This window comes from Sphingobium sp. 15-1 (assembly GCF_013375535.1).
In the GTDB taxonomy this organism is placed as follows: domain Bacteria; phylum Pseudomonadota; class Alphaproteobacteria; order Sphingomonadales; family Sphingomonadaceae; genus Sphingobium; species Sphingobium aromaticivastans.
The window spans coordinates 384,396-399,620 of the sequence record NZ_JABXJG010000003.1; the positions used below are offsets into that span (position 1 = coordinate 384,396).

13 protein-coding genes are annotated in these 15,225 nt (G+C 60.8%); 12 read left to right on the forward strand and 1 reads right to left on the reverse strand.

Features of this window, described 5'->3' with window-relative positions; translation table 11 throughout:
* Window positions 1-114: 114 nt before the first annotated feature.
* Window positions 115-2,253 carry a molybdopterin-dependent oxidoreductase gene (locus HUK72_RS24795; protein ID WP_176599176.1) on the reverse strand — a complete coding sequence of 713 codons (2,139 nt, stop codon included), beginning with the start codon at window positions 2,251-2,253 and terminating at the stop codon, window positions 115-117.
* Window positions 2,254-2,419: 166 nt separating this feature from the next.
* Between HUK72_RS24795 and HUK72_RS24800 the strand changes: the two genes are divergently transcribed.
* From HUK72_RS24800 to npdG, 12 genes are read left to right on the forward strand one after another with little or no spacing between them, the layout of a single operon-like run.
* Window positions 2,420-3,286: a MaoC/PaaZ C-terminal domain-containing protein gene (locus tag HUK72_RS24800; protein ID WP_176599177.1), complete on the forward strand. Its 867-nt coding sequence runs from the start codon at window positions 2,420-2,422 to the stop codon at window positions 3,284-3,286.
* Between the two features lie 55 nt (window positions 3,287-3,341).
* Entirely contained in the window at window positions 3,342-4,268 is a 927-nt protein-coding gene (locus HUK72_RS24805; protein WP_369806085.1) for an SDR family NAD(P)-dependent oxidoreductase, read from the forward strand.
* A gap of 4 nt (window positions 4,269-4,272) precedes the next feature.
* On the forward strand, window positions 4,273-5,088 hold the full coding sequence (locus HUK72_RS24810; RefSeq protein ID WP_176599179.1) for an enoyl-CoA hydratase/isomerase family protein: 816 nt from the start codon (window positions 4,273-4,275) through the stop codon (window positions 5,086-5,088).
* A complete protein-coding gene (locus tag HUK72_RS24815) occupies window positions 5,081-5,560 on the forward strand; it encodes a hypothetical protein (RefSeq protein WP_176599180.1) in 480 nt (159 codons plus the stop codon). The genes HUK72_RS24810 and HUK72_RS24815 overlap by 8 nt, the downstream gene beginning before the upstream one ends.
* Window positions 5,557-6,717, forward strand: a complete 1,161-nt coding sequence (locus HUK72_RS24820) for an acyl-CoA dehydrogenase family protein (RefSeq protein ID WP_218036280.1) — start codon at window positions 5,557-5,559, stop codon at window positions 6,715-6,717. The genes HUK72_RS24815 and HUK72_RS24820 overlap by 4 nt, the downstream gene beginning before the upstream one ends.
* A gap of 14 nt (window positions 6,718-6,731) precedes the next feature.
* Window positions 6,732-7,715, forward strand: a complete 984-nt coding sequence (locus HUK72_RS24825) for a thiamine pyrophosphate-dependent dehydrogenase E1 component subunit alpha (protein WP_176599182.1) — start codon at window positions 6,732-6,734, stop codon at window positions 7,713-7,715.
* Between the two features lie 12 nt (window positions 7,716-7,727).
* Window positions 7,728-8,720 carry an alpha-ketoacid dehydrogenase subunit beta gene (locus HUK72_RS24830; RefSeq protein ID WP_176599183.1) on the forward strand — a complete coding sequence of 331 codons (993 nt, stop codon included), beginning with the start codon at window positions 7,728-7,730 and terminating at the stop codon, window positions 8,718-8,720.
* 1 nt (window position 8,721) lies between these two features.
* A complete protein-coding gene (locus HUK72_RS24835) occupies window positions 8,722-8,952 on the forward strand; it encodes a biotin/lipoyl-containing protein (RefSeq protein WP_176599184.1) in 231 nt (76 codons plus the stop codon).
* A 2-nt stretch (window positions 8,953-8,954) separates the two neighbouring features.
* Entirely contained in the window at window positions 8,955-9,707 is a 753-nt protein-coding gene (locus tag HUK72_RS24840; protein ID WP_176599185.1) for a 2-oxo acid dehydrogenase subunit E2, read from the forward strand.
* Between the two features lie 45 nt (window positions 9,708-9,752).
* Window positions 9,753-11,993: an acyl-CoA dehydrogenase family protein gene (locus HUK72_RS24845; RefSeq protein WP_176599186.1), complete on the forward strand. Its 2,241-nt coding sequence runs from the start codon at window positions 9,753-9,755 to the stop codon at window positions 11,991-11,993.
* Between the two features lie 28 nt (window positions 11,994-12,021).
* Window positions 12,022-14,340 (forward strand): 5-amino-6-(D-ribitylamino)uracil--L-tyrosine 4-hydroxyphenyl transferase CofH, encoded by a 2,319-nt coding sequence (gene cofH, locus HUK72_RS24850; protein WP_176599466.1) that lies wholly within the window; start codon window positions 12,022-12,024, stop codon window positions 14,338-14,340.
* 21 nt (window positions 14,341-14,361) lie between these two features.
* Window positions 14,362-15,006, forward strand: a complete 645-nt coding sequence (gene npdG, locus HUK72_RS24855; RefSeq protein ID WP_176599187.1) for an NADPH-dependent F420 reductase — start codon at window positions 14,362-14,364, stop codon at window positions 15,004-15,006.
* Window positions 15,007-15,225 lie beyond the last annotated feature (219 nt).

Below are 15,225 nucleotides of genomic sequence, written 5' to 3' on the forward strand. Positions count from 1 at the left end.
TCCGATCACCTCGGCCCACGCTCCGGCTCAACCAGGTCGTTTCGGTATCGAAACAGTGTTTTTCGCTGTTTATTCTATGCTTCGTTCATGCTTTTGCCTCGCGACGCGTGCGGCTCAGCCATCATGCCTACGCGCCTGCACTGGAACGGAGCTTTGTCGCGGCATGAAATTGATAGGCTCCAGATCCTGATCCAGCGACACCAGGCGCCCGGAAAAGCTGTCGCTATCCTGTTCGCCCGAAACCAACGGCTCGCCCCATCCATGACTCATGGAAATGACGCCGGGCTGCAACCCCCTGTCCTTGCGCACGCGTCCTATGACCACGCCACCGTTCCGGGCGGTCAGCCTGACGAGACCCCCTTCCGCCACATCTAACCCGGCCATGTCCGCCTCGTTCATATAAATGGGGTTGGTCGGAAAGCGCCGCCGAGTCTTCGACGCTTGCGTATATGCGCTGTTCAACGTGTCGATCAGGCGGCGCGTGATCACTCGATAGGGATAGCCGGTGACGTCGTCCCGATCCCCCAGCATCGCGGCGATTTCGGCTTCGACATCGACCGGACACAGATCGAGCCGGGCGCCGTCATCATCCCCGGCAGGCTCGACCGTGGCGACCGCGTCGGTGAAGTGTATGCCGCCTGGATGGGCCCGCAGCGTATCATAGTTGCTACGCCCGCCCTCCGCCAGCCAGCGCATCAGGTCCTCGCCGGTCATGTCGCCGGTGATGGTCAGTTCCGGGCCGGGAATGTCGCGATGCGCCATGCCGTAGATCGGGCGGCGCATCGGCAGCGTCATGCCCATGCGCTGCGCTAGGCCGCGAAAAAACTCCCAGTCGTCGATCACCCCGGCCGGCCGCTGCATGAACGGCTCTGCAACCTGAGCAAAGGTCGTCGTCAACATATATTCGAGGGCCAGGTTGAAATCATGATGCTCATAGGGGGCGGTCGTGGCGATCTGGTAGTCGGCCAGCCGGCCCGTCGCGTTCTCGCGCACGTCCAGGGACACGAACAGGTCGAGGTCGCGCAGCATCGGGATCGTGCGATCGGGTTCCGGCAGCGCCTTGACCAGATTGCCGCCGACATGGATCAGCGCGCGGATGCGCCCGTCCGGCCCGCCCGCAATCTCGGCCGGCAGGCGCGAGGTGGGATATTCGCCACCCAGCGGTCCGATGTCGACCGACCGCAATTTAGGTCCCGATTCCCAGCTGCGCCGCGGCGGGACGACGGTTTCACGGGTCGCCATATTGCCATAATAGCCGGTGTTGCCCAGCGGTTCTCCCGCCGTGCGGTAACCGCCGCACAGGGCATTCATCGCCTCGATCAGATGCTCCGACAGGTTGGAGTTCAGCGCCATTGCCGAACCGGTCCCGGTCAGAACCGACTGCCGTTTGGCTTGCGCGAACAGGCGAGCGGCGCGATGAAGCGCTTCAACGGAAATACCCGTTCGGCCGGCGACATGGTCGGGCGTGAATGGCTCTACCGCAGCACGTAGCCGGTCGACCGACGTCGTGAACCGAGCGCAAAAGGCTTTATTCTCCAGCCCTTCACTCAATATGATCCGAATCAATCCGGCGAACAGCGCCGAATCCTGTCCCGGCCGCACCGCCAAGTGAAGATCGGCCGCACGCGCCAGTTCGGTCGCGCGGGGGTCCACGACGATGAAGGTCGTGCCGTTGCGCTGCGCATCCCGGACCTGCTTGATGGGGTTGGCCGAGGGCATCCCGTAGCAGGCGTGGGATGCTGCGGGATTTGACCCGACGATCATCAGCACGTCGGCGTGGGGAAGTTTGTGCTTGCCGGTGGGAAACATGCCCATCCGTCCTGCCGTCACCCATTTGGCCGACTGATCCACGGTCATGCTGGAAAAGAAATAGGGAGAGCCGAGCGCGCTCAGCCAGCCCTTCGCCGCCGGAAGCGTCAGGACGTTGCAACTGGCTCCGGTGCCGCAATAGACCGCGACTGCTTCAGCCCCATATTCCGCGATAATTCCGCTAAGCTTGTGCCCGATCTCGTCCAGCGCCACCTCCGTGTCGATGGGGTCGAATGTTCCCTCGTCATTGCGGCGCAGGCTTCCATGCAGCCGATCCTCGCCATTGTGAAGATCCCGCGTTGCCATCCCCTTGATGCAAAAATAGCCTTGCGACACCGGATGCGCCTTGTCACCCCGGATGTCCTGGATCACGCCTGCCTCTTCGGCTACCAGCAGGCCGCAGGCTGCGGCGCAGTTACGGCAATAGGTCTGATGCGTCGCCATGATAGCTCTCCTGTCGAACTCATTTGTCGCAGCGGCTTCTCCTTAATCCCATTCGTGTCCCAAGGCTGGGCGAAGCGGACGGTCACAAAGGGCGCTCTATTCTTGTACCTAAATCCTAGATGGTATAAGCCAAGTCAACATCGAAGGTAGCGGGGAGAATGACGACGTGAACCTGGACATTTTGCAGCAATTCAAACTCGACGACAAAAGCCATGATTATGACGCAAAAGACACCATTCTTTATGCGCTGGGGCTCGGCTACGGCAGCGATCCGGTGAATGAGGACCAGCTTGCGTTCGTGTATGAAAAGGGGCTCAAGGCCGTCCCCTCGATGTGCAACACCATCGCGCATCCCGGCTTCTGGATCGATCGGCCTGAACTCGGCATCGACTGGGTGAAGGTGCTGCATGCGGAACAGGCGTTCGAGATCCATTCCCCCATCCCAGCCGAGGGCCAGATGCGCGGGGAATATGCGGTCGTCAGCGTGGAGGATAAAGGCGCGGAAAAGGGCGCGATCATGAAGATGCAGAAGCGTCTTTTCGATCGCGATACCGGTACGCTCTACGCGACCGTGAAGCAGACTCTGTTCCTTCGCGGCGACGGCGGGCAGGGCGGCTTCGGCGATGCGGGTCCTCCGCTCGCGCCGCTTCCCGAAGGCGAACCCGCGTCCGTGACGGATATTGCGACGATGCCCCAGATCGCTCTTGTCTATCGCCTCAGCGGCGACCTCAATCCCATCCATGCAAGTCCTTCGGTGGCGCGCAAGGCGGGGTTCGATCGGCCCATCCTGCATGGCCTATGCACCATGGGACTGGCGGCGCGTGCAGTCATCAGCGCGATGTGCGGCGGCGATCCGGCACGTCTACGCGCCATGAACGTGCGGTTCAGCAAGCCGGTCTACCCGGGGGAAACCATCCGTGTCGAATTTTTTCCTGACGGTGACGTGGTGCGTTTCAGGTGCCGCTCGGTTGAGCGCGACCTGATCGTCATCGACCGTGCGGTCGCCAATATTACTGCCGCTGACGCAAAATAGTATATTGACACTATCTACTGAAACTGTATTCGGTAAGGCTTGGAATTTGGACAGGGTGAAAATGGCTCAATCAGAGATTCTGGCCGGCAAGGTCGTCATCGTCACCGGCGCCGGCAATGGCGTCGGGGCGGAAATCGCGAAGCTGGCGGCGGCCAGCGGCGCCAGCGTGCTGGTTAACGATCTTGGCGGCAGTGCTGCCGGCGGCGGCGCGGACAGCGCGCCGGCGCAGCGCGTGGTGGACGAGATCACGGCAGCGGGCGGCATCGCTGCGCCCAGCTTCCATTCGATCGCCGGATGGGAAAGCGCCGAAGAAATCATCCAGGACGCAATCAAGGCATTCGGTCGCATTGACGCGGTCGTCAATAACGCCGGAATCCTCCGTGACGTCATCTTCCACAAGATGACTAAGGAAGACTGGGATCTGGTTCGCTCGGTTAACCTGGACGGCTATTTCTACGTATCACGCGCTGCCGCGCCTTATTTCAAGGAGCAGGGCAGCGGCGCATTCGTGCACATGACATCCACCAGCGGCCTGATCGGAAATATGGGCCAGGCGAACTATTCCGCCGCCAAGCTGGGTGTTGCTGGCTTGTCCAAGTCGATCGCTATCGACATGAAGCGGTTCAACGTGCGTTCGAACTGCATTGCGCCCTTCGCCTTCACCCGTATGGTTGGAACGATTCCGGCTAATGACGAAGCGAACCGCAAGCGGCTGGAAATTGCCAAGCGCATGACGCCGGATAAGATCGCGCCGCTGGTTTGCGGCCTGATCAGCGATGGCGCCGCCGACGTCACCGGGCAGATTTTCTCTTCTCGGATGAACGAGACGATTCTGTTCAGCCAGCCCCGGCCGATCCGCACAGCGCAGGCATCCGAAGGCTGGACACCTGAAACCATCGTCAGTCATGCGCTGCCTGCGATGAAGCCGAACTTCTACCCCCTTGATATCTCGTCGCACGTATTCACTTGGGACCCCTTCTGATCCCATGAGCGACGCCGCGCCCTATCTCGTCGACCGGGACGATGGAGTTCTCACGCTGAGATTCAATCGGCCCGCGCAGGGCAATGCCATTCCGCAGGCGGCCGTGCCGACCTTGACGGAGCTTTTCGCCTCGATCTCTGGCAATCCTTCGATAAGGGCCCTGCTGGTACGAGGCGAAGGCGCGCATTTCTCGGCGGGCGGAGATGTGCAGAGTTTTATGCGCTCTCTGGAGCAGCCTGTCGGCGCTCGGCGAACCGATTTTTCGGGACGCCTCAATGCGGTCCGGTCGATGGTGGAAGCCTATCTGGCGGTGCCGGTGCCGGTCGTGGCGGCATGTCAGGGCGCGGTCGCTGGCGCAGGACTGATGTTCGCCCTGGGCGCGGATTATGTGCTGGTTGATGAAACGGTGAATTTCCTCTTCTCGCATCAGCGGGTCGGCTTGCCGCCTGACGGCGGAGTCAGTCTGTTGCTGCCGCGTGTGGTGGGTCATCGCCGCGCCGCTGAGTTGATCCTGACGGCAGCGCGTGTCGGATCGGAAGAGGCTCTGCGGATAGGTCTCGCTTCAAGGGTTGTGGCTGCGGCTGATCTGGCGACGGAGGCGGACGCTCAGGCCCGCCGGTTTGCACGTGCGCCGGCGGGTGCTGTGCGTCAGGCCAAGCAACTGCTCGCTACGAGCGGATTGCAGTCGGATGCGCTTCAGTTGCAGGCGGAACGCGACGCCATCGTAGAGGCGGTCGGCACCGCGGATTTCGAGGAAGGAGTTCGCGCCTTCATCGAAAAACGCCCGGCCAAATTCCCCTCGGCGTCCCCTGATGCGTGATTGCACGCCGCGCCATCCGGCTTTGTCGGATGCGCATTGTTCCAGCGTTTCAAACGAAGCGGCCTGTGCGATCCTCACGACGCAGGAAATCGCGCGCACGCTCGGCATGAAGGATCTCGTCACGGTCAAGTCGATCCAGCTCTTGATCAGTTCCGGCATCGGGTCGCAGATTAACGTCTGGGATGGTAGTCATGTGCGTAACACCCGCAACGCTGTGGTGCGCGCCAATAAGGAAGCCGGCATCACCGATCCCACGACTCAGCTGGGTCTGATCGAAGTGCATGATTGCTTTTCGGTCACAGAACTCGCCACGATGGGGGACCTGTTCATCTTCGAAGAGGGGCGGGCCGTCAAAGATGTGCTCGACGGGTTCTATGATGCCGGCGGGCAGGTTCCATGTCAGATCGCTGCCGGTCTCAACTGTTTTGGACATCCCATCGCCGCAATCTCGATCCCGGGGCTTGGCTCATGAACCGGACGCTGTTTTCTACCGATCATGAAATGTTTCGCGATATGGTGCGGAGCTTCGTCGAGACTGAAATGATTCCCTATCATGCCGATTGGGAGAAGGCGCAGCGGGTTCCGCGCGAGGTGTGGCTTAAGGCCGGCGCGGCGGGGATACTTTGCTGCGACGTGCCGGAAAGCTATGGCGGCCCGGGTGCGGACTGGCTCTTCAACGTTGTTGTCATTGAGGAACTGGCTAAAGCGGGCATGTCGGGTCCTGGCTTCATGGTGCATTCCGAAATGGTCGCGCCTTATATTCTGGCTTGGGGATCGGAAGAACTCAAGCAGACATGGTTGCCGCGTATGGTCACTGGAGAGGCTATCGGTGCTGTCGCCATGACCGAGCCAAACGCAGGAAGCGATCTAAAGGCGCTCCGCACACGCGCGGCTCACGTGGAAGATGACCAGGGCGAAGCTTATCTGATTAATGGTCAGAAAACCTATATTTCGAACGGCCAGAATTGCGACTTTGCGCTGGTGGCGTGTAAGACGGACGTTTCAGCGGGGGCGAGGGGGGTAAGCATCATTCTGTCGCCTGCCGACACCCCTGGGTTTGAGCGCGGCCGAAATCTTGAAAAGATCGGCTTGAAAGCGCAGGATACGTCCGAACTTTTCTTTTCCGACATGCGCGTGCCGATCGCCAACCGTCTTGGTAACGAAGGCGCAGGGTTTTCGATGCTGATGACGAAATTGTCGCAAGAACGCCTGACACAGGCGATCCGCAGCATTTGCGTCTGTGAAGCGGCGATTCAGTGGACGGTCGATTATACGGCCGAACGCAGGGCCTTTGGGCATACTATATCGGACTTCCAGAATACCCAGTTTGTGCTCGCGCAGCTGTCAGCGGAAACCACGGCGTTGCGTGTATTCACTGACTGGTGCATTGCCAGCCACCTAAAGGGCGAACTCAGCCCCGTCGATGCCGCCAAGGTGAAGCTGCTGGTGACCGACCTCCACAACAAGGTCGTAAACGAGTGCCTGCAATTCTTCGGTGGCTACGGCTATATGACGGAATATCCAATTGCGCGCGCTTTCATCGATGCGCGCATTGCACGCATTGCCGGTGGCGCGGCAGAAGTTATGAAGCAGATTATCGGCCGAGACCTTTTCGCGTGCAAGCGATAAGCAAGGAGGACGGGATGTCAAACCTACCTAAAGCAGACGCGGCAACGCTGCTCGCCATCTACTGCAAGGCTTCGCTCATTCGCCATAATGATCTTCGGGTCATCAAAGCGATGAAAGCGGGCCTGCTGGTTACGCCCTATTATTCGCCTGCCGGACAGGAGATTATACCGTCTGCACTGTCGGTGAACCTGAACGATGGCGATACGATCTGCACAATCTACCGCGGCACGCATGATATGCTAGCCAAAGGCTTTCCGCTTGAGCCGCTCTGGGCGGAACTGGCCGGTCGCGTGACCGGCAGCTGCAAGGGGAAGGGCGGCACAATGCACCTTACGCATCCGGAAAGCGGCTGCATGGTGACAACGGGCGTGGTGGGATCGTCCATGCCGATCGCCACCGGGCTTGGCTGGGCCGCCAAGCTGGATGGCAAAGGACATGTCGCGGTCGCGAATTTCGGCGACGGCGCAGCCAACATCGGCGCGTTCCACGAATCGCTCAACCTGGCCGCTCTGTGGAAACTGCCGGTTATCTTCGTGTGTCAGAACAACCGCTATGCTGAACACACGAGCTTTGCCAATTCGACGGCGGTCGATCAGCTGTCGAAGCGGGCGGCAGGTTATGGCATGGCTGGCGTGACAGTAAACGGCAATGACGTTGATGAGATGTACGGCGCGGCCAAGATCGCTGTGGATCGTGCACGCGCGGGGGAGGGGCCAACGCTGATCGAAGCGCTTACTTTCCGATTCAATGGCCATCTCATCGGCGATGCCGCCGGCTATATCCCCAAGGAAGAACTGGTCGCGGCCAAGGAGAAGGACCCTTTCAAGACGCTGCGGAAGCGCGTGCTGGACGATGCGGCCGCGAGTGAGGCCGAACTGGGCGCGATCGACGCTGACATCAAGGCGCGGATCGAGGTCGCGGTCGAGGCTGCGTTCAAGGCCGATCTTCCAGACATAGCCGAGCTGAAGCGCGACGTCTTCGCGTATGAACTGACCTGAGGAATCAAGACGATGTCAGAACAGACCTTGAACACCATCCAGGCCGTAAATCTCGCGCTCCACGATGCGCTTGCCGCCGATCCGAAGATCATCGTTCTCGGCGAGGATGTCGCCGATCTCGAGGAAGGCGGCGTCGTCGGCGCGACCAAGGGGCTTTCGACCGCTTTCGGTGATGATCGCGTCAAATCGACCCCGATCGCCGAGCAGGCGATCATCGGTGCAGCGATCGGCGCGTCATTGGGCGGTTATCGCGTGGTGGCTGAGATCATGCTGATGAACTTCACCACGGTGGCGATGGACATGATTGTCAATCATGCCGCCAAGCTGCGCTTCATGTCGGGCGGACAGACCCATGTTCCAATCGTCATCCGCACGATGACGGGATCGGGTATGTCCAACGGCGGCCAGCACAGCGACTATCTGGAAGCTTGGTTCGCGCATACGCCAGGGATCAAGGTGGTCGCGCCGTCGAACCCGGCGGATGCCTATGGCTTGCTACGCGGCGCGATCGAGGACGAAGATCCGGTGATTTTCATCGAAAATCTGCCGACTTACTGGAATCCTGGTCCGGTGGAACGCGAAGTCATTCCCTTGGGCAAGGCAAAGGTCGTGCGCGAGGGCGCGGACGTCACCATCGTCTCCTACGCCTCAATGGTTGCGCCAGCGCTCGCTGCGGCAGAAAAGCTCTCAGGCGAAGGCGTTGATGTCGAGATCGTCGATCTGCGCACGATCGCACCGTGGGACCGGGAGACTGTACACGCTTCGGTCCAGAAGACTGGCCGCGCCCTGATCGTCCACGAAGCGGTGAAGCAGTTCGGCGTCGGAGCTGAAATCGCCGCCGATCTCAACGAGCATCTTTTCCGCAAACTCAAGGCGCCGGTGAAGCGTCTGGGCGGTGCTTTTTGTCCTGTGCCCTATTCGAAGCCGCTCGAAGTCGCGTTCGCGCCGTCGGTCGCGGGTATCGAAGACGCGGTGCGCGGCCTGCTGTCTGACAAGGAGTCTTGAAATGGCGACTGAAATACTGCTTCCCAAGCTCGGCTTCTCCATGACCGAAGGCCAGCTTTCCGAATGGCTGGTGGCCGATGGTGGCCAGGCTGTTGAGGGCGAGCCGCTCTTTTCGCTGGAAAGCGACAAGTCCGTAAATGAGGTCGAAGCGCCTGCGTCGGGCACCTTGCGGATCATCAAGGAGGCCGGCGAGACGTATGATGTCGGCACCGTTTTGGGCATGATTGAATAATCATGAGCCTGGAAAGCCTGATCGCCTCGTTGCCGCCATGGCCGGCCGCCGACTTTTCCGAATTTGGAGAGGTCGAGGTCAAGAAGCTTACCCCCATCCAAAAATTGACGGGCAAGTTTCTTGGCCGCAACTGGCTGGCGATCCCGCATGTGACTCATCATGATGAGGTCGATGTGACGGACGCAGAGGTGAACAGGGCTGCTTGGAACAGGGAAAATCCACAGGCCAAGCTGACGCCGGTTTCGCTGCTCGTCAAAGCGCTGGCGTCAGCCTTGTCCGAATATCCTCAGTTCAACGCGTCGCTTGGCAATGATGGACAATCCATCGTCTTGAAGAAATATTTCAACATCGGCGTTGCTGTGGATACGCCGGGGGGATTGCTCGTGCCGGTGATCCGCGGCGTAGATCGAATGAGCCTGCCAAATATCGCCGCGGCGGTGACGGCGGTGGCACACAAGGCGCGTACTAAGGGGCTGTCCGCGGCGGAAATGTCCGGCAGTTCAATCTCGCTGACATCGCTGGGCCATATCGGCGGTACGGCCTTTACGCCGATCATCAACGCGCCCGATGTCGCCATTCTGGGGGCGACGGCGATTCAGCTTCGTCCGGCGCCAGCTGCTGAAGGATCGATTACTTGGCGCAAAATGCTGCCGCTTTCGCTCAGCTATGACCATCGCGTCATTAACGGCGCCGATGCGGCCCGGTTCGTTCGGGCAGTTGGCGCCGCCTTGAGCAACAAGGCACTGTTTTCCTAATCTATCAGCTTATCGCATCCGGTGCGATTGAAGAGGCCTCCGATTATGACTTTCGCCAGGACGGACACGCAACAGATGTTCGGCGACATGCTGAGCAGGCTTCTCGACGCGGAGAATGACTTCGAGGAGCGTCGCCGTCGGCTATCTGGAGCCGAACCGGACCGTCTCGCACTTTGGCCCGCGCTTGCGGAACAGGGCATCATCGGTGCAACGCTTCCTGAAGACGCGGGCGGCTTTGGCGGCACGATGCGGGACCTGGCTGTGGTGATGGAAGATGTCGGCCGTAAGCTTGTCGTGGAGCCTGTCCTGGCGAGCGCCCTGTCGGGTGCCATTCTCCACGCGGCGGGCGACGATCCGGCGGGGCTGATCGCCGGTGAGACGCTGGTTGTCTTTGCGCATGAGGAAGGGTTTGATCCCTTTGCGCCCCCAGCCACGAGCGCGACCCGGGCGGGGGATGGGTTCGTCCTGTCCGGAAGCAAGCTGGCCGTACGTCATGCCGACTTGGCGGATCAATTTCTCGTGACGGCGACGTGCGACGGCGATTCAGGGATTTATCAGGTGGAGCGGGGCGCGCAGGGGCTGGCGCTCGACAGTTTCCGAATGATCGACGGTTCGTCTGCGGCGACGCTTGAAATGGCCGGTGTTCCCGCGCGCTATCTGGGCGGTGGCGACCTGATCCTTGAGACGATCGGACGGGGGATCATCGCGCTTGCCGCCGAAACGGTCGGCATCATCTCCGCGCTGAATGCCGCCACCTATGCCTATCTGAGTACGCGCAAGCAGTTCGGCGTATCTCTCGCGAGCTTTCAAGCTCTCCAGCACCGTGCCGCAGATATGTTCGCGGCCGCCGAAGAGGCGCAAGTGCTGACCGAACGCGCGATCGAGGCATTTGACGAAGACATGGCGGATCGGTCCGGCTTGGTATCGGCGCTTAAGGCGCTGGTCGACGATGCCGGGCGCCGCGTCGGGCATGAAGCTGTCCAAATGCACGGCGGCATGGGCGTCAGCGATGAACTGGACGTCAGCCATTATATGAAGAGGCTGGCGGCGATCCGCGCCGAATTCGGCAGCGCCGACCTGCATCGTGCGCGCTATGCCGGGCTTGGCGTCAATTTCGTGCGGGAATCGCCCTTCAGGGCCGAGGTCCGGGACTTTGTGCGTCAACATCTGCCCGCTGACATTGCCCGGAAGGGTGCGCTGGGCCTTGAAATTGACAAGGATGACTATGTCTGCTGGCAGAAGATTCTGCGCGACAAAGGCTGGTTCGGCGCCGGCTGGCCGGTCGAACATGGCGGTGCAGGCTGGACCATCGACCAGCAACTGATTTTCCTGCAGGAATCGGCGTTGAACAACGCCCCGATGATCATCCCCTATGGCGTCAACATGATAGGGCCGGTGTTGCAGGAATTCGGCACCGAAGCTCAACGGGCGCGATATCTGCCCGGCATATTGTCGAGCGATACATGGTGGTGCCAGGGATATTCGGAACCCAATTCCGGCTCCGACCTGGCCTCTCTGAAGACCACAGCCGTACGCGATGGCGACCATTATATCGTGAACGGCACGAAGATGTGGACGACCGAGGCGCACTGGGCGGACATGATGCATTGCCTCGTGCGGACCGATCGGGAGGTGAAGGCGCAGCGGGGAATTTCGATGCTGCTGATCGATATGGATAGCCCCGGCATTGAAGTCCGGCCGATCGTCACGATCGACGGTCAGCATCACACGAACCAGCTTTTCCTCGACAATGTCCGCGTTCCGGTTGAAAATCTGGTCGGCGGCGAAGGCCAGGGATGGACTATCGCGAAGTTCCTGCTTTCTCACGAACGGGTTGCGATTGCCGATACAGGGCCGAAGCTTCGCCTGTTGCAAAATATCAAGGCAATGTTCGCAGATGTTCGCCCCTCTCCCTCGCGCGATCGGCTGGCGGAAAAACTAGCGGGGGCAGAGATCGAGCTGCTGACGCTGTGCGCTCTGGAGCAGAGCTACATCTCCGGTTGGGCGCAGGGCGCATCCCGGGACGGACCGGAAGCATCGGTGCTGAAAATCCGCAGCACAGAGATATTGCAGAAGCTTTCGGAAATCGCGCTGGAGATCGAAGGCCCGCTAGGCGGAGCCCACGATCCCCACGATCTTCATCTGGAGCCGCATGGGCAATTTAGTGCGGCCCAACGCGCTAGCCTGATGGCGCATCAATATCTATATGGGCGTTGCTGGTCGATTTTCGGCGGAACGAATGAAATCCAACGGAACTTGATCGCACGGACATTGATGACGGCGTGATATGAACATTTTGGTCGGAAATATCGCGATGCATGACTATCATCACGGCCTCGACCAGCAGACCCGAACAGCGATTGACGGCCCCCTGGCGGACCTCCTGGCCCGGGCGCAGGCGATGACGCTTGACCGGTTCGGTCCGGTCGTGACCTATTCGCGCAAAATATTCATTCCGTTGACGAAACTGTGTCGCGACGTCTGTCATTATTGTACGTTTGCCTCGACGCCTGCGGGGGTTGGTTCGGCCTATCTGTCGCGGGACGAGGTTCTCGCGATCGCGCGGGCGGGCGTTGCGGCCGGGTGTCGGGAGGCGCTCTTCACGCTGGGCGACCGGCCGGAGGCGCGCTACTCCGCGGCGCGCGCCGCGCTTGACGCGGTGGGCCATGACAGCACCCTGTCCTATCTTGCGGACATGGCCGGCGCGGTCCTCAGCGAAACTGGCCTGTTGCCGCATCTCAATCCTGGGCTGATGGACGACGCCGATTATGCGGCGCTGCGCCCCGTCTCCGCCTCGATGGGGCTGATGCTGGAAACAGTGTCGAAACGATTGTCGGAAAAGGGCGGCCCCCATTACGGATCCCCCGATAAATGGCCCGCAAAAAGGCTCGCGGCGATCGAAGCGGCAGGCAGGGCGTCCGTTCCTTTCACGACCGGCCTGCTCATTGGCATCGGCGAAACGCGTGCTGAACGGGTGGACGCGCTGCTCGCGATCCGGGACCTCCACCGCCGCTTCGGGCATATCCAGGAAGTCATCATCCAGAATTTTCGTGCCAAACCCGGCACGAGGATGGTCAATCATCCCGAACCGTCGCTCGACGAGCATCTTTGGACTATTGCGACGGCACGATTGATCCTGGGCGCTGACATGGTAATTCAGGCGCCGCCGAACCTTCATGAGCCCCACGAGCTGGCAGCATTGCTCGGAGCGGGAGTGAACGACTGGGGCGGTGTGTCGCCGGTTACCCCCGATCATGTCAATCCCGAAGCGCCATGGCCGCACCTTGCCTTGCTCGATGAAGCTACGTCCGCAGCCGGCCGGGTGCTGCGAGAACGGCTGGCGGTCGGGCCGGCTTATGCTCTGAACGCCGAAAAATGGACGGACCCAGTTGTTGCAAAGACCGTGCGCCGATCGATCGACGGACGGGGGCTGCCTGTCACTGACGGATGGCATGCGGGCGCCGATGCTATCGCGCCGCGCTTGGCGGTGACCGGCGCGGCGGATGGATCCGCGCAGATCGAGGAGATCATCGCAGCGGCCCGGGTGGGCGAACGGCTGGATGAACAGTCGATCGTCAGACTGTTCCAAGCCGATGGATCGCATTTGGGGCAGTTGATCGATGCCGCCGATGCGCTGCGGCAGCAGGTGTCAGGCGACGCCGTCACCTATGTTGTCAACCGCAACATCAATTATACCAATATCTGCCTCTACAGATGCGGGTTCTGCGCTTTTTCGAAAGGCAGCACCAAGGCGATGCGCGGCCCGGCATACCGGCTTGATCTTGAAGAAGTCGGCCGCCGTGCGGCAGAAGCTTGGGACCGGGGCGCGACGGAAGTCTGCCTTCAAGGCGGTATTCATCCTGAATATGACGGCGACACCTATCTGTCTGTGCTGGCTGCGGTGCGGGCGGCGGCGCCTGACATCCACATCCATGCCTTCTCACCACTCGAAGTCACGCATGGCGCGTCGACGCTGCGCCTCCCGCTGAAGGATTATCTGATCCGCCTGCGCGACGCCGGGCTTTCGACGCTTCCGGGTACGGCCGCTGAGATATTGCATGATGACATTCGCGCCATCATCTGTCCGGACAAGCTCGACACGCGCGAATGGCTCAATGTGATGCGCACTGCACACGGCGTTGGCCTCCGGACAACTGCGACGATGATGTTCGGGCATGTGGAAGGGTATAAACATTGGGCTCGCCACCTCCTACATATCCGTGACCTGCAGGTGGAAACGGGCGGCTTCACTGAATTCGTACCGCTGCCTTTCGTGCATATGGAAGCGCCGATCTGGAGAAAAGGGCAGGCACGCTCAGGCCCCAGTTTCCGCGAAACCATGCTGATGTACGCCATTTCCCGCCTCGTGCTGCATCCGATAATTCCCAACATACAGGCTAGTTGGGTAAAACTGGGCGCGACCGGCGTAGCAGCGGCCCTCCGCGCAGGCGTGAACGATCTCGGCGGAACGCTGATGGACGAATCCATCACCCGGGCCGCAGGCGGTTTGAACGGCCAACTCTGCGACCCGGCGCAAATGGCGGCTTACGCCATGGAAGCGGGACGCTGTGCTGTCCAGCGCACAACATTATATGGAACGGTCACCGCGCGCGAATTGCAGGCGGCGGAATAACTTAATCGAAGGATTTCTAACATGGTCGAAACGATCGCCGTCGTCGGCGGGACCGGCAATCTGGGCGCAGCCATCGCCCGCCGTCTGGCAAAGGCGGGACATCCTGTCATCATTGGATCCCGCTCGGCTGAGAGCGCCGAGCGCGCTGCTGCCGAACTCGGCTTCGGCCTGACCGGCCAATCCAATGCGGAAGCGGCGCAGGCGGCGGACATCGTCATCATCACCGTGCCTTTTGCTGCACAAGACGCCACACTTGCAGACATTGCCCCCTATTGTGCCGGTAAGATCGTCGTCGATACAACCGTTCCGCTGGTTCCGCCCAAGGTCATGCGGGTACAACTTCCGGCAGAGGGCAGCGCGGCGCAGCGGACTCAGGATCGGCTGGGCGAGGGTGTGACCGTCGTGTCGGCTTTCCATAACGTGGCCGCCCACAAACTGGCGACCGATCTCGACGTCGACTGCGACGTCTTGGTCTTCGGAGACGATAAGTCAGCGAGGGAAAAAATTGTGCAGCTTTCCGAGGCGATGGATCTGCGGGCATTTCATGCAGGCGCGCTCTGCAATTCGGCAGCGGCCGAGGCGTTGACGTCGATCCTCATCTTCATCAACAAAAATTACGACGTCGGGAATGCCGCGGGCATTCGCCTGACGGGGCCATCATCCTGAGCGCTATGGCGGCTCAGCACATGGGGTAAACCGCGAGGCGCCCGTTCGGGATCATGCCCTCTCGCAAGTGGCTCCGACGCCGCCAAGACTGCCGCCCTGAAGGCGGCAGACGAAGACGCCTACGCTGAAGCGCAAAATATCCTTGAAACGCTGGTAAGACCGTATGTCCGCTCTTTGGCTGAGGGTGGCTCGCCCTACACTGTGGTGGCGAGGGTTGCT

Bases quoted from the DNA above. Each gene is read 5' to 3' on its own strand.
- HUK72_RS24795 (WP_176599176.1), bottom strand. From the start codon at position 2,253: ATGGCGACGCATCAGACCTATTGCCGTAACTGCGCCGCAGCCTGCGGC.
- HUK72_RS24810 (WP_176599179.1), top strand. From the start codon at position 4,273: ATGAGCGACGCCGCGCCCTATCTCGTCGACCGGGACGATGGAGTTCTC.
- HUK72_RS24815 (WP_176599180.1), top strand. From the start codon at position 5,081: ATGCGTGATTGCACGCCGCGCCATCCGGCTTTGTCGGATGCGCATTGT.
- HUK72_RS24820 (WP_218036280.1), top strand. From the start codon at position 5,557: ATGAACCGGACGCTGTTTTCTACCGATCATGAAATGTTTCGCGATATG.
- HUK72_RS24825 (WP_176599182.1), top strand. From the start codon at position 6,732: ATGTCAAACCTACCTAAAGCAGACGCGGCAACGCTGCTCGCCATCTAC.
- HUK72_RS24830 (WP_176599183.1), top strand. From the start codon at position 7,728: ATGTCAGAACAGACCTTGAACACCATCCAGGCCGTAAATCTCGCGCTC.
- HUK72_RS24835 (WP_176599184.1), top strand. From the start codon at position 8,722: ATGGCGACTGAAATACTGCTTCCCAAGCTCGGCTTCTCCATGACCGAA.
- HUK72_RS24840 (WP_176599185.1), top strand. From the start codon at position 8,955: ATGAGCCTGGAAAGCCTGATCGCCTCGTTGCCGCCATGGCCGGCCGCC.
- HUK72_RS24845 (WP_176599186.1), top strand. From the start codon at position 9,753: ATGACTTTCGCCAGGACGGACACGCAACAGATGTTCGGCGACATGCTG.
- cofH (WP_176599466.1), top strand. From the start codon at position 12,022: ATGCATGACTATCATCACGGCCTCGACCAGCAGACCCGAACAGCGATT.
- npdG (WP_176599187.1), top strand. From the start codon at position 14,362: ATGGTCGAAACGATCGCCGTCGTCGGCGGGACCGGCAATCTGGGCGCA.